Source organism: Streptomyces sp. NPDC006332 (genome assembly GCF_040612855.1).
Taxonomy (GTDB): Bacteria; Actinomycetota; Actinomycetes; order Streptomycetales; family Streptomycetaceae; genus Streptomyces.
In genome coordinates this window covers 58,738-71,695 of record NZ_JBEXRA010000004.1, presented here as the reverse complement: position 1 = coordinate 71,695, position 12,958 = coordinate 58,738, and the positions used below count along the sequence as shown (strand labels likewise).

Below are 12,958 nucleotides of genomic sequence, written 5' to 3'. Positions count from 1 at the left end.
GACGGACGCCGATGCCCGGCGGAGACGGTGGATCCGCCTCCGCCGAACGGTCAGCGGCTGCCTCGCTCCTTCGGGGGCAGTGGCGGTTTTCCGTCCTTCAGCCGTGGTTTGGGTGTGTTGCGTGCGGCCTCGGCGCGCAGCAGCGCGCGCAGGATCGCGTACGGGTCGGTGGGCATGGTGGTGTTCCTCCCGTCGTGCCGGGACGACGTGCTCAGACCTCGCGCTGAGACGTCGTGCTGACCTGCCTTGCTCGGGGCGGGCTCGGTCAGCAGCGCAGGACGACGGTGTGCAGGGCAGCGTGCGGGGCCCACGGGGCGTACGGCGGTTTCGGCGGCGCCGGGTGCGGGAGGCCCCGCGGCGCGGCGGGTGCCGGGCCGGGGCGGGGTGCGCGGCGCGGGGAAACGGCGGGGCGGTGGGCGTCGTGGGCCGGTGGCCGCGGGGCCGTGTCGAGGACGTCGTACTCGACGATCTCCATGGCGGCGACCGGCGGCGCGGACCCTTCGGCGGGCCCGCCCGGCACCAGGACGGCGAGCAGCAGCACGAGCACCCGTAGCCAGGCGCGGCTCCGGGGAAGGCCTCGTGCGGTGCTCATGGGAGGTCATCTCCCCGTGCAGCGCCGGATGTTCAGCACACTGGAAGCCAGAACCGCCCGTTCGGTGGATCGGCCGCTACGGCTGGATCGGCCGCTACGGCGTCCCGGTGGCCTTCGACGCCTTCGCTGCCTTCGCCGCCGCCTTCATCTCCTGCTTGTGCGCCCGCACCTTGGTCAGCGACTCGGGCCCGGTGATGTCGGCGACGGAGCGGAACGACTTCGGTTCGCCGTAGGATCCGGCGGCCTCCCGCCAGCCCTCGGGACACACGCCGAGTTGCTTGCCCAGCAGGGCCAGGAAGATCTGCGCCTTCTGCTTGCCGAAACCGGGCAGGTCCTGGAGGCGTCGCAGCAGTTCCCGGCCGTCGTCGACTCCCTTCCAGACCAGTTCGGCCCGGCCGTCGTAGTGCTCGACGAGGTACTGGCACAGCTGCTGGATCCGTTTCGCCATGGATCCCGGGTAGCGGTGCACGGCCGGCTTCTCGGACAGGAGTGCGGCGAACGCCTCCGGGTCCTGTGCGGCGATCTCGTGCGCGTCCAGGTCGTCGGCGCCGAGCCGGTCCGCGATGGTGCGGGGGCCCTTGAACGCCCACTCCATCGGAACCTGCTGGTCCAGCAGCATCCCCACGAGCGCGGCGAGCGGGGAGCGCCCGAGCAGTGCGTCGGCCTCCGGGTCCTGGGCGAGGTGAAGAGTGACGTCCATGCCCCGATCATGCCTCCTGAGGCCTCGCATCGCTCCTCGGTACGGCTCCGGTCCGGCCGCGACGGGCCGGTTCCACGCCCAACTGGCTTTCGTCGGGCGGCGGTAGCCTGCCCTGGTGACGCCTGACGAGCTGGTCGCCCACTACGGCCTGGAGCCCATCCCGCGCGAGGGCGGGCTGTTCCGGCGGACCTGGGCGGGGCCCGAGCGGCCGGACGGGCGGCCCGAGGGCTCCGCGATCGTCGCGCTGCTCACCGCCGCGCCCGGCGACTTCTCGGCCCTGCACCGGCTGCCCACCGACGAGATCTGGCACTTCTACCTCGGCGACCCGCTGGACCTGCTGCTTCTCGCCCCGGACGGCACCTCGCGCACCCCCGTCCTGGGCCCGGACCTCCTCGCCGGCCAGCACGTCCAGCTCACCGTCCCGGCGGGCACCTGGATGGGCGGCCGGGTCGCGGCGGGCGGGGAGTGGGCCTTCTTCGGCTGCACGATGGCACCAGGATTCACCTACGAGGGCTACGAGCACGGGGACGCGGCTACGCTGTCGGCGCGTTATCCGGCGCGGGCGGACCGGATCGCGGGACTGTGCCGTCCATGAGCCGCCGCCGAGTTCCCAGCGCCCGCCGAAGAGTTCCCCTCGCCCGCCGGACAGCCCCATGACAGCGGGCCTCCTGGAGGGCCAGGTCGCCCTGGTCACCGGTGCCGGCGGCGGCATCGGGCGGGGCATCGCGCTGCGGTTCGCGGACCGGGGCGCGGCGGTCGCCGTGCACTGCCGTACCGGAGTTCGGGCGGCGCGGGAGGTGGCCGGGCGGGTACGGGACTCGGGCGGGCGGGCCGTCGTACTGGAGGCGGACCTCACCGACGAGGACGCGTGTCGGCGGCTGGTGCGGGAGGCCGCCGAATGGGGCGGCGGGCGGCTGACGGCGCTGGTCAACAACGCGGGCGTACAGCCCACGCGGCCGCTGCCCGGGATGACGGCGGCCGAGTGGCGGGCGGTCGTGGACACCAACCTGTCCAGCGTCTTCGCCTGCACCCAGGCGGCGGCGGAGGTCATGCGGGAGCAAGGCGGCGGCAGCGTCACCCACATCGCGTCGATCGAGGCGGGCCACCCGGCGCCGGACCACTCGCACTACTCCGCCTCCAAGGCGGCCGTCGTCGCGCACGCCCGGGCGGCGGCCCTGGAATACGGTCCCCACGGCATCCGCGTCAACACGGTCTCGCCCGGACTGATCGACCGGGACGGGCTGGCGCGGGCCTGGCCGGACGGGGTGCGACGGTGGCAGGACGCGGCGCCGCTGGGACGGCTGGGGCGGCCGGAGGACGTCGGTGACGCCTGTGTGTTCCTGGCCTCGCCGCTCGCGTCCTGGATCACCGGGCACGACCTGGTCGTGGACGGCGGGGTGTCGGCGCGTCCGACATGGTGAGCGGCGGTGCGGTGAGCGTTGCGGAGCTCGCGTCCGTACGTATCCGGAAGGCCGAAGTCCACAGACGGAGAAGTGACGTGGAGCGTGACGGTGAGCTCAGGGCGGGACGACGACGCCGACAACTACAAGGCCTGGTGCTGCTGGGCACCGTGCTGGTCCTGCTCGTCCTCGGCGGCGCGGGAACCGCGTCGGCGCACGCCGCCCTCCGCGCCAGTGACCCCAAGGACGGAGCCGTCCTCAAGTCCGCTCCCCGCGACATCTCACTGACCTTCACCGAGTCGGTCGGTCTGATCAAGGACTCCTTCCGGGTCATCGGCCCCGACAACCAGCAGCTGGACATCAAGGACGCGCGGAACGCGCCGGACGGCGCCGACGCGGTCCGGGTGACTCTGCCCCCGAAGCTCGGCGAGGGCACCTATGTGGTGGCCTGGCGGGTGGTGTCCGCCGACAGCCACCCGATCTCGGGCGCCTTCACCTTCTCCGTCGGCAAACCCTCCCCGAACCCGCCGGTCCTCGACGCAGGCCCGGTCGAGGACCCGGCGACCGCCGGTCTCTACAACATCGTCCGCTACCTCGCCTACCTCGCTGCCGCCCTGCTCCTCGGTACCGCGGTCTTCATGACCGTGTGCCGCCCGCCGGACACCGGCCCGCTGCGCAGGCCCCTGTGGGTGGGCTTCTGGACCCTGCTCGCCACCACCGTCCTCCTCTTCGCCCTGCGCGCCCCCTACGAGGCGGGCGTGGGCCCGGCGTCCGCCTTCGACGTCGACGCCCTGCAAGGCACGGTGACGACCCGCTACGGCACGGTGCTGCTGGTCCGCCTGGCCCTGCTGCCCCTGGCCGCGTTCTTCGTCGTACGGCTGCTGCGGGGCACCGAGTGGTCGCGCGTCCTGCTCGGGGCGGGGGCCGCGCTCTGTGTGGGCCTCGCGCTGACCTGGGCGGCCGCCGAACACGCCTCCGCCGGGATCCAGGTGCCGGTGGCGATGACGTCGGCGGTGCTGCACGTGCTGGCGATGGCGGTGTGGCTGGGCGGCCTCGCGGCCCTGCTCCTCACCCTGTACCGCTCGTCCGCGGCCCCGGCCCGGATGGTCGCCCGCTACTCCCGGCTCGCCTTCGCCTCGGTGGCCGTCCTCGTCGTCACCGGCGTCTACCAGTCCTGGCGCGGCCTCGGCTCCTGGAGCGCGCTCACCGACACCGCGTACGGGCGCGCCCTCACCTTCAAACTGCTCGCGGTGGCGCTGCTGTTGACGGTCGCCGCGCTGTCCCGGCAGTGGACCGCCCGGCTGGCGGAGGCGGAGGCCACCGCCGAGACGCCGGTGAAGGTGCCGGCGGAGGTCGAGTCGGAGGCGGTCGTACGGGAGCGGGTGCCGGAGCCGGTGGGAGGACCGGCGGGGCCCGCCGGGGAAGACCCGGCGCCCGAGGCGGAGCCCGTCGACCCGCCCGCCTCCGAGGACCCCGGCCGGCGTCGGCTGCGGCGTTCCGTGCTGGTGGAGGTCGCCATCGGTGTCGTGGTGCTGGTGCTCTCGACGGTGCTCTCCAGCACCCTCCCCGGCCGCGCGGTCGCCGAGGCGAAGCAGACCGAGCAGTCGGCGCAGTCGGGCGGGATCCCCGTCGCGTCCGTCGCCATCGTCCCCTTCGACACCGGCACGCCCCGCGGCTACGGCAAGGCGCAGATCACCCTCCTGCCGGGCAGCGCGGGCGACTACTCGGTCGAAGCCGTGGTCTACGGTCCCGACGGCGGCCTGTCCAGCGTCCCGGAACTGCGCCTCTCCTTCACGTTCCCCGCCCAGGACATCGGCCCCATCGACGCCAAACTCACCAACAAGGGCGGCTACTGGGGCACCGATTCACTCAAGCTCCCCATCCCCGGTGACTGGATGATGAAGGTGACGGTCCGGATCTCGGACATCGATCAGGTGAGCGAGGAGCAGAAGGTGCGCATCAACGGCTGAGGGTCAGCGGGCGAGCAGGCCGGACATGGTCTCGGCGGCCCGGACGGCGGCGTCGCCGCAGCAGTTGTTGAACAGGACGTGGAGCTGGTCCACCCGCTCGGCGAGGGCCCGTAAGCGCGGTGCCCACTGGGCGAGTTCGGCGGCCGAGTAGTCGTGCCGGAAGCGGTCCTCCTTGCTGCCGGTTCCCCAGGCGGCGCTGCGGCCATGGAACCGCACGACGGACAGACGCGGTGTGGTGACCGGCGTGACGGGCCGCAGGGAGGACGCGAGGGTCTGCGCCATGTCGACGGCGACCGCCGTGAAGCCGTGACGGGACAGCAGGTCGCGGGTCGTCTCCGTCCGTTCCTCGTCCGCCCACCAGCGCGGATGCCGGAACTCCACGGCGACCGGCCAGCCGGCCGTCCGTCGCGCGCACTCCCGCAAGAACGCCTCCGCCCGGGCCCCGGGCACGAACCACGGCGGGAACTGGAACAGGACGGCACCGAGCCGCCCCGCGGCCCTCAGCGGCTCGATCCCGGCGGTGAACCGCGCCCACACCGCGTCCAGCACCGCCGGGTCCCCGGCGTCGGGCGGCAGCCCGTCCGGCATCACCGCGGCCCGTGTCGGATGCCCGGTGAGCAGGGAGAACGCCTTCACGTCGAACACGAACCCGTCCGGCGTCCGCTCCACCCACAGCCGGCTGTTCCGTTCGCCGGGCAGGGCGTAGTAGCTCGCGTCGACCTCGACGACCGGGAAACGCCCGGCGTAGTACCTCAGCCGTCCCTCGGCGTCCCGCCGTCCGGCCGGATACCAGCCGCTGCCCACCAGGGCACGGTCGGTCCAGGAACAGGTGCCGATCAGCAACTCACCCATGCGGCAGCGGCTACCCGCCCCCCGGGCAGGGACGCACCGCGGCTCACAACCGGCGTGGCAGCACCGGCTTGTCAGTCAGCGCCGGCGGGTCAGCACCGGCTCGTCAGGACTGGTACGGCTGCTGCTGGTGCGGCTGCCCCTGCTGTCCCTGGCCGCCGTACCCGGCGGTGCCCTGCGCCAGCAACTGCTCCGCCTGCTCCTTGGTGATCTTCTGCTCCGCCCCGCAGAACGTGCACTGGGTGGTGTGCTTGGTCGAGATGGGGAACAGCGGCACGAAGAACAGGCTGAACTTCGTCACCCGCTTCCTGAGCGCGTGAGCGGACGGATTCCCGCACTGTCCGCACACGAGCGTCAGTATCGCGAGCTGGTACAGATACCCCTTGGTGCCGAAGATGATCACGTCGCTGATCCTTTCCGAGCCGTCGACCTCCGACGCAGTGCCGGTCTGGCCGACGGTACAACGCCGCGAGCGGGTGTCAGCCTGGATCGACGGTCTGCTCCGCCCAGATCGTCTTGCCCTTGGCGGTCTGGCGGGTGCCCCAGCCCCGGCTCAGCTGGGCGACCAGGAGCAGACCACGGCCGCCCTCGTCGTAGGTGCGGGCACGACGCATGTGGGGTGCCGTGCTGCTGGCGTCCGAAACCTCGCAGATGAGGCTCGTGTCGTGGATGAGACGCAACTGGATGGGCGGTTCCGCGTGCCGGACGGCGTTGGTGACCAGTTCGCTGACGATCAGTTCGGTGACGAAGGACGCGTCGGTCAGGCCCCAGGTGTCCAGCTGGCACAGGGCGTTCTTGCGGGCGTTGGCGACGGCGGCGGGGTCGGGGTCCACGTCCCACGCGGCGACCCGGTCGGCCTTGAGCGCCCGGGTGCGGGCGACGAGCAGGGCCACGTCGTCGGCGGGCTGCTCGGGGAGCACGTCGGAGAGCACCCGGTCGCACAGCACGTCCAGGGAGCCCACGGGCCGGGCGAGGGCCTGACCCAGCCGGGACAGACCGTCGTCGATGTCACGGTCACGGTCACGTGAGTCGATCAGGCCGTCGGTGTAGAGAGCCAGCAGACTGCCCTCGGGCAGCTCCGTCTCCGTCGACTCGAAGGGCAGCCCGCCCAGGCCCAGTGGGGGTCCGGCGGGAACGTCGAGCAGTTCGACGGTGCCCTCCGGGCTCACCACGACCGGGGGCGGGTGCCCGGCCCGGGCCAGCGCACAACGACGGGAGACGGGGTCGTACACGGCGTACAGACAGGTCGCCCCGACGTCTCCGGAGATCTCCCCGTCCCCCGCGGGCCGTCGCGCGCCCTCCGCCTCCATGGCGAGGCGGCCCACCAGGTCGTCGAGGTGGGTGAGCAGCTCGTCGGGGGGCAGATCGATGTCGGCCAGGGTCCGTACGGCCGTCCGCAGCCGACCCATGGTCGCGGCGGCACGGACGCCGTGGCCCACCACGTCGCCCACCACCAGCGCGACCCTGGCCCCGGACAGGGGGATCACGTCGAACCAGTCGCCGCCCACCCCGGCCCGGGCGCCGGCCGGCAGATAGCGGGAGGCGACCTCCACCGCGCTCTGCTCGGGCAGCCGCTGCGGAAGCAGGCTGTGCTGGAGGGCGACCGCGGTGCGGCGCTCGCGGGTGTAGCGGCGGGCGTTGTCGATGCAGACCGCCGCCCGGGCCGCCAGTTCCTCGGCCAGCACCAGGTCGTCCGCCTGGAACGGGTCGGGGTGCCGGTGCCGGGCGAAGACCACGATGCCCAGCGTGGCTCCGCGCGCCGACAAGGGCACGGTGATCGCCGAGTGGAAGCCGAAGTCGCGGATCCGGGAGGACCGGACGGGGTGCTGGGCCACCCAGTCGACGATCGCGCGCTCGTCCATCTGATACAGCACGGCCCGCCCCGCCCGCACGCTCTCCACCGCCGGGGAATGCTCCGGATACTCCTCCACCTCACCCGGTGCCACGACCGCCTCGGGGACCCCCGGGTACACGGACTGGTGGGCGATGCGCCGCAGCGTGATGCTGCCGTGCGCCGTGAGCGCCTCCGCCGGCCAGTCGGGCAGGGTGTCCAAAGACGTCAGGAGATCGACGCTGACGAAGTCCGCGAGTTCCGGAACCACCACGTCCGCCAGCTCCTGCGCGGTCCGCGTCACATCCAGCGTGCGACCGATGCGGGCGGTCGCCTCGGCGATCAGCTGGAGGCGTGTGCGGGCCCAGTGCTGCTCCGACATGTCGTGCCCGGCGGAAGCCACGCCCAGGACGCGGCCGTCCGGATCCTGCAAGCGGTAGAGGTGGACCGACCAGGCGTGCTCACGGGTTTCGCCGGGCGCCCGGGAACGGTTCTCGACGTACTGCGGCTCACCGGTCTCCAGGGCCAGCCGCATCGCCCGCTCGGCCTTCTCCGCCGCCGGGTCGTCGGCGAGTACGTCCGTCAGCCGCAGCCCGCGCATGTCGTCGTCGCTCAGGCCCAGCGCGTCCTGCCCCAACCGGCTGGACCGGCGGAAACGCAGATCCGTGTCGTACACCGAGATCGCGCAGCACGGCGAGTCGTGGAAGCCATGCCGGACGAGGGCGTCGTCGCTGTGCGGGTAGGGGTGCGGGGGCTGGGCGGCGGTGGTGGTGTCAGCTTCGGCTTCGGCCATTGCTACGGCTTCGGCGTCGGCCTTGTCCGTTTCGGTTGCCCCGAAACCGGCCGCCGCTACGGCCCCGGCGGAGACCAGCAGCCAGTTCCCTGCCGACGCGGATCCGTCCTCCGGCTCCCTGTGATGCGCCAGGACCCTGGCGTCCAGGCGGTGGCCACCACGGTGCCGCAGGGCGAGCGTGCCGTGCCACCTCGGCAGTGCGGAGAGCGCCGCGAACTCGCCCGCTGCGGGCTCCTCGGCGAGCAGGGACGCCGCCGACCGTCCCAGGACCTGCGCCGGTGTGTACCCGAGCAGACGCTCGGCCCCCTCGTTCCAGCCGGTCACGGTGCCGTGGTCGTCGACGACGGCGCGCGCGGTGAGCACCTTGCCGACGGCGTCTCGGACGGAACGCGTTCCGTGGTCCTCGGCGACACGCCGCTTCATGGCCTCTCATCTCACTCCCGCCGCGTTCTCCACCGGGCGGAGCCCCGCTCCAGCCCAGGGCGCGTGCCGCCGCGGCGTTCGAGTGCACGCCACACACCCGCTGAGTTCCGTCTCTTTTGGTACTGATTACCCCATACCACCCTCAGTAGCAGCGAAACGGCTGATCGAGCAGGTGTCGATGAGCCGTTCCCCTCCGGGCCGCTGGGACGATTCGGGCATGACGACCGGGGCAGGCGCCACGCGGAACTCGGCGACGGCGCGACTGGTGCTTCTGACACTCGCGGCGGGGCAGTTCCTGATGGCGCTCGACAGCTCCGTCATGAACGTCTCGATCGCGACGGTCGCCGACGACGTGGGCACGACGGTGACGGGCATCCAGGGCGCCATCACCGCCTACACCCTCGTGATGGCCATGTTCATGATTCCCGGAGGCAAGATCGGGGCGCTGCTCGGCCGCAGACGGACGTTCATGATCGGCTGCGGCGTCTACGGCTGCGGGTCCCTGGTGACCGCGCTCGCACCGAACCTGCCCGTACTGCTGCTCGGCTGGGCCTTGCTCGAAGGGATCGGCGCGTCCCTCATCCTGCCCGCGATCGTGGCCCTCGTGGCACGCAACTTCGCCCCGGAGCGCCGTCCCACCGCCTACGGGCTCGTGGCCGCCGCCGGGGCCGTGGCGATCGCGGTCGGCCCGCTGATCGGCGGTGTCGCGACGACGTACTTCTCCTGGCGCTGGGTCTTCGCCGGTGAGGTCGTGGTGGTGGTCGGCATCCTGCTGCTCGCCCGCCGTATCGCGGACGCGCCGATCGGCGAACGCCGGCGGGTCGATCTCGTCGGGGCCGTGCTCTCCGCACTCGGGCTCGGGATCTTCGTCTACGGAGTACTCCGCTCCGACGAGTGGGGCTGGTTCCAGCCCAAGCCCGACGCCCCTTCGTGGCTCGGCGTCTCGCTGGTCGTGTGGCTGATGCTGGCAGGCCTGGCGCTGATCTGGCTCTACCTGCGCTGGGAGGCCCGCATGGTGCGGCGGGGCAGGGAGCCGCTCGTCGACCCGGCCATCCTGCACAACCGGCAGCTCACCGGTGGGCTGACGATGTTCTTCTTCCAGTACCTGGTGCAGATGGGGGTCTTCTTCGTCGTACCGCTCTATCTGTCGGTCGCCTTGGGCCTGTCGGCGCTCATGACGGGCGCCCGCATTCTGCCGCTCTCCCTGACCCTGCTGGCGGCCGCGATCCTGATCCCCCGCTTCTTCCCGGACGTCTCCCCGCGCCGGGTCGTGCGGCTGGGCATCCTCGCGTTGCTCGCCGGCGCGGTGGTCCTGATGGCCGCGCTGGACGAGGACGCCGGGGCGGAGGTCGTCACCGTCCCCCTCCTGCTGATCGGGCTCGGCATGGGCGCGCTGGCGTCCCAACTCGGGTCGGTCACCGTGTCCGCGGTGCCGGAAGCGCGGAGCGCGGAGGTCGGCGGTGTGCAGAACGCCGTGACCAACCTGGGCGCCTCGATCGGTACCGCGCTCGCCGGGTCGATCCTGATCGCCTCCCTCACGACCTCCTTCCTGACCAGCGTCGACCAGAACGACGCGGTCCCGGCCGACGTCAAGAGCCGGGCGAGTGTCGAACTGCAGAGCGGCGTGCCGTTCCTGTCGGACGCACAGCTCGAGTCCGCCCTCGACGACGCGGGCACCAGCCCGGAGGTGACCCGGGCGGCACTCGACGCGAACGACGCCGCCAGACTCGACGGGCTGCGTGCCGCGCTGGCCGTCCTCGCGCTCACCGCTCTCCTCGCGCTGTTTTTCACCCACCGGATCCCCACGACCCAGCCCCGCGGATCGGAGCCCTGACGACTCAGCGCTCCGACGCCACGCCCCTAGGAACGGGAACCGGCGGCGCTCACCGGGGCCTTTGGTGCTTGCGGTCCCGGCGGCGCCGCACGGTGACGGCGCAGGCGAGGATGCCGAGGGCCCAGGCGATCAGGAGGGCTCCCCACAACGGCATGGTCACCAGGGGGATCAGCAGGCGGATCTCCGTGCGCGCGCTGTTCTCGAAGATGAAGATCAGAGCGATCGCGGTGATCAGGAGGAACGGCATGACGCGGCGGACACCCGGCCGGGAGAAGAAGGGCGTGCGCTGCTTGTGCTGCTGGGGTTCTGTGCCGGTCGGAGCCATCGGACATCTCCATCGCCTCTGCCCCCTTCCCCCCTGCATCCAGCGTCCTCTCCCCGCACCCGACCCGCGACTTCCCGCACCCGTGCCCCGACCGAAGCAGCCGCAGCCCCGCCCCGGGGGAGCACGGCGACCTCACCGAGCGGGCCCGGCGTCCGGATGCTGCCCCGAGCGGATTGTGCAACCGTGGGGACAGGGCCAGGCAGGCCGGCAGGCAGGTCCGGCTCGGGGCGGACGCCCCGCGGGCCCGCTCCACGCAGGAGGTGCCGTCATGGCTGACCTGGTCGGCGGGAGAAGTCCGAAGGAGCGGGCGGCACGGGGACGGGCCGCCAGGGCGGACGCACCTCGCTCCGCGCACGCGGACTACCAGCCCACGGCGAAGCGACCGGACCCGGTGGACACCCTCGAGGCACAGTCGGCGGCCCGGGTGCCGGAACTCGTGCCCATCCGCTACGGCCGGATGCTGGAGTCGCCCTTCCGCTTCTACCGCGGTGCCGCCGCCCTCATGGCCGGCGACCTGGCCGACACCCCTCGCTCGGGCATCACGGCCCAACTGTGCGGGGACGCACACCTGTTGAACTTCCGGCTGCTCGCATCGCCCGAACGACACCTGGTGTTCGACATCAATGACTTCGACGAGACGCTGCCCGGCCCCTGGGAGTGGGACGTCAAGCGACTCGCCACCAGCCTGGTGATCGCCGGACGCGAGAACGGCTTCACGGACGCCGAACGGGCCGCCGTGGTGCGGGCCGCCGTCCGGTCCTACCGGGAGCGGATGCGCCACTTCGCCGGGCTCGGCAACCTCGCCGTCTGGTACACCCAGGCCGACATGGACGTACTGCGGGAACTGGCGGACCGGAGGCTGGGGGCGCGGGGGCGGGAGCGTACCCGGCGGGCCATGGCCAAGGCGCGCGGTCGCGACAGCCTCCAGGCCTTCGAGAAGCTCACCCGGGTGGTCGACGGGCAGCGCCGGATCACCCCCGACCCGCCCCTGATCATGCCCCTGCAGAACCTCCTGCCCGGCGTCCAGCGCGACGCGCTGGAAGACCAACTGCGTGCGCTGATCGAGAGGTACAGCGAGAGCCTGCAGTCCGACCGGCGCCATCTGCTGCGTCAGTACCGGCTGGTCGACATGGCCCGCAAGGTCGTCGGCGTGGGCAGCGTCGGTACTCGCTGCTGGATCGTCCTGCTGCTCGGCAGGGACGACGAGGATCCGCTGCTGCTCCAGGCCAAGGAGGCCGACCTGTCGGTGCTGGCCCCGCACGTGGGGGCGAGTGCCTACGACAACCAGGGCCAACGCGTCGTCGCCGGACAGCGCCTCATGCAGGCCACCAGCGACATCTTCCTCGGCTGGGAACGCGTGGTCGGTATCGACGGACGCCAACGTGACTTCTACGTCCGCCAGTTGCGGGACTGGAAGGGCATCGCCGAACCCCAGACCATGGCCCCCAAGGGCATGCGCGCCTTCGGGGAACTCTGCGGCGCCACCCTCGCCCGAGCCCACGCCCGCTCGGGGGACCGCGTCGCCATCGCCGCGTACCTCGGCGCCGGCGACACCTTCGACCGCGCGCTCACCCACTTCGCCGAGAGCTACGCCGATCAGAACGAGCGCGACCACCAGGCCCTCACCGACGCGGTGCGCACCGGACGAATCCCCGCACAGAGCGCATAACACGCACAGCGCACCGCGACGCACAGGACCTGCGACGCACAGGACCTGCGACGCACAGGACCTGCGACGACTGTCCCGCCCGCCAGGCACGGCCTCAGGCTCAGGAGGACGACGATGACCGACAACCTGTATCTGGCCTATGACTATCCGCTTCTGGGCGCGTTCTGGACGATGATGTGGGTCTTCCTGTGGATCCTGTGGATCATCCTGCTGTTCCGGGTCATCGGCGACATCTTCCGCGACGACTCGCTGAGCGGCTGGGCGAAGACGGGGTGGACCTTCTTCGTGATCGTCCTGCCGTACCTCGGAGTCTTCGTGTACCTCGTCGCCCGCGGACGTGGGATGGGCAAGCGCGACCAGGAACACGCCAAGGCCCAGCAGGAGGCGATCGACGCGTACATCCGGCAGACGGCCGCCGGAGGCGCGGGCACGGGCGGCCACGCCGACGAGCTGGCCAAGCTCTCCGAGCTGAGGAACAAGGGCGACATCACCGACGAGGAGTTCCAGCACGCCAAGCGGAAGGTACTGACGTCCTGAGCGGAAGCCCGAGGGCTGGGGCCTGGTTGAGCGGT

13 protein-coding genes are annotated in these 12,958 nt (G+C 72.1%); 6 read left to right on the top strand and 7 right to left on the bottom strand.

Translation table 11 applies throughout. From position 1 onward, the window contains the following. Window positions 1-50: 50 nt before the first annotated feature. The 3 genes from ABZ027_RS05360 to ABZ027_RS05350 form a co-directional block, all read right to left on the bottom strand. Window positions 51-176: a hypothetical protein gene (locus ABZ027_RS05360; RefSeq protein WP_356764565.1), complete on the bottom strand. Its 126-nt coding sequence runs from the start codon at window positions 174-176 to the stop codon at window positions 51-53. A gap of 89 nt (window positions 177-265) precedes the next feature. Continuing rightward, window positions 266-592 (bottom strand): hypothetical protein, encoded by a 327-nt coding sequence (locus ABZ027_RS05355; protein ID WP_356764564.1) that lies wholly within the window; start codon window positions 590-592, stop codon window positions 266-268. A gap of 94 nt (window positions 593-686) precedes the next feature. Beyond that, complete coding sequence (locus ABZ027_RS05350) at window positions 687-1,292, bottom strand: HhH-GPD-type base excision DNA repair protein (protein ID WP_356764562.1); 606 nt, start codon at window positions 1,290-1,292, stop codon at window positions 687-689. A gap of 115 nt (window positions 1,293-1,407) precedes the next feature. On the opposite strand from ABZ027_RS05350, the gene ABZ027_RS05345 reads away from it, so the two are divergent. The 3 genes from ABZ027_RS05345 to ABZ027_RS05335 all read left to right on the top strand — a co-directional run bounded on the left by ABZ027_RS05345 (window position 1,408) and on the right by ABZ027_RS05335 (window position 4,662). Then, the gene (locus tag ABZ027_RS05345) at window positions 1,408-1,887 is read left to right on the top strand and encodes a cupin domain-containing protein (protein WP_356764560.1); all 480 of its coding nucleotides are present in this window, start codon (window positions 1,408-1,410) and stop codon (window positions 1,885-1,887) included. Between the two features lie 58 nt (window positions 1,888-1,945). After that, entirely contained in the window at window positions 1,946-2,713 is a 768-nt protein-coding gene (locus tag ABZ027_RS05340) for a glucose 1-dehydrogenase (protein WP_356764558.1), read from the top strand. Between the two features lie 134 nt (window positions 2,714-2,847). Beyond that, a complete protein-coding gene (locus ABZ027_RS05335; RefSeq protein WP_356764901.1) occupies window positions 2,848-4,662 on the top strand; it encodes a copper resistance protein CopC in 1,815 nt (604 codons plus the stop codon). Window positions 4,663-4,665: 3 nt separating this feature from the next. Here the strand turns inward: ABZ027_RS05335 and ABZ027_RS05330 are convergent, their stop codons facing one another. The 3 genes from ABZ027_RS05330 to ABZ027_RS05320 form a co-directional block, all read right to left on the bottom strand. After that, the gene (locus ABZ027_RS05330; RefSeq protein WP_356764556.1) at window positions 4,666-5,514 is read right to left on the bottom strand and encodes a DUF72 domain-containing protein; all 849 of its coding nucleotides are present in this window, start codon (window positions 5,512-5,514) and stop codon (window positions 4,666-4,668) included. 103 nt (window positions 5,515-5,617) lie between these two features. Further along, window positions 5,618-5,914, bottom strand: a complete 297-nt coding sequence (locus ABZ027_RS05325; protein WP_356764554.1) for a zinc-ribbon domain-containing protein — start codon at window positions 5,912-5,914, stop codon at window positions 5,618-5,620. A gap of 76 nt (window positions 5,915-5,990) precedes the next feature. Continuing rightward, window positions 5,991-8,558 (bottom strand): SpoIIE family protein phosphatase, encoded by a 2,568-nt coding sequence (locus tag ABZ027_RS05320; protein ID WP_356764552.1) that lies wholly within the window; start codon window positions 8,556-8,558, stop codon window positions 5,991-5,993. A 217-nt stretch (window positions 8,559-8,775) separates the two neighbouring features. On the opposite strand from ABZ027_RS05320, the gene ABZ027_RS05315 reads away from it, so the two are divergent. Further along, window positions 8,776-10,392 (top strand): MFS transporter, encoded by a 1,617-nt coding sequence (locus tag ABZ027_RS05315; RefSeq protein ID WP_356764550.1) that lies wholly within the window; start codon window positions 8,776-8,778, stop codon window positions 10,390-10,392. 49 nt (window positions 10,393-10,441) lie between these two features. Here ABZ027_RS05315 and ABZ027_RS05310 read toward each other — a convergent pair whose 3' ends face one another. Continuing rightward, a complete protein-coding gene (locus tag ABZ027_RS05310) occupies window positions 10,442-10,717 on the bottom strand; it encodes a hypothetical protein (RefSeq protein ID WP_356764549.1) in 276 nt (91 codons plus the stop codon). A 268-nt stretch (window positions 10,718-10,985) separates the two neighbouring features. On the opposite strand from ABZ027_RS05310, the gene ABZ027_RS05305 reads away from it, so the two are divergent. After that, complete coding sequence (locus tag ABZ027_RS05305) at window positions 10,986-12,386, top strand: DUF2252 domain-containing protein (RefSeq protein WP_356764547.1); 1,401 nt, start codon at window positions 10,986-10,988, stop codon at window positions 12,384-12,386. Window positions 12,387-12,500: 114 nt separating this feature from the next. Further along, window positions 12,501-12,923 carry an SHOCT domain-containing protein gene (locus tag ABZ027_RS05300; protein WP_356764545.1) on the top strand — a complete coding sequence of 141 codons (423 nt, stop codon included), beginning with the start codon at window positions 12,501-12,503 and terminating at the stop codon, window positions 12,921-12,923. The last annotated feature ends 35 nt before the right edge of the window (window positions 12,924-12,958 follow it).

Excerpts from the sequence above, each read along its gene's own strand:
- ABZ027_RS05360 (WP_356764565.1), bottom strand. The coding sequence starts at position 176 with ATGCCCACCGACCCGTACGCGATCCTGCGCGCGCTGCTGCGCGCCGAG.
- ABZ027_RS05320 (WP_356764552.1), bottom strand. The coding sequence starts at position 8,558 with ATGAAGCGGCGTGTCGCCGAGGACCACGGAACGCGTTCCGTCCGAGAC.
- ABZ027_RS05340 (WP_356764558.1), top strand. The coding sequence starts at position 1,946 with ATGACAGCGGGCCTCCTGGAGGGCCAGGTCGCCCTGGTCACCGGTGCC.
- ABZ027_RS05305 (WP_356764547.1), top strand. The coding sequence starts at position 10,986 with ATGGCTGACCTGGTCGGCGGGAGAAGTCCGAAGGAGCGGGCGGCACGG.
- ABZ027_RS05355 (WP_356764564.1), bottom strand. The coding sequence starts at position 592 with ATGAGCACCGCACGAGGCCTTCCCCGGAGCCGCGCCTGGCTACGGGTG.
- ABZ027_RS05310 (WP_356764549.1), bottom strand. The coding sequence starts at position 10,717 with ATGGCTCCGACCGGCACAGAACCCCAGCAGCACAAGCAGCGCACGCCC.
- ABZ027_RS05300 (WP_356764545.1), top strand. The coding sequence starts at position 12,501 with ATGACCGACAACCTGTATCTGGCCTATGACTATCCGCTTCTGGGCGCG.
- ABZ027_RS05330 (WP_356764556.1), bottom strand. The coding sequence starts at position 5,514 with ATGGGTGAGTTGCTGATCGGCACCTGTTCCTGGACCGACCGTGCCCTG.
- ABZ027_RS05350 (WP_356764562.1), bottom strand. The coding sequence starts at position 1,292 with ATGGACGTCACTCTTCACCTCGCCCAGGACCCGGAGGCCGACGCACTG.
- ABZ027_RS05315 (WP_356764550.1), top strand. The coding sequence starts at position 8,776 with ATGACGACCGGGGCAGGCGCCACGCGGAACTCGGCGACGGCGCGACTG.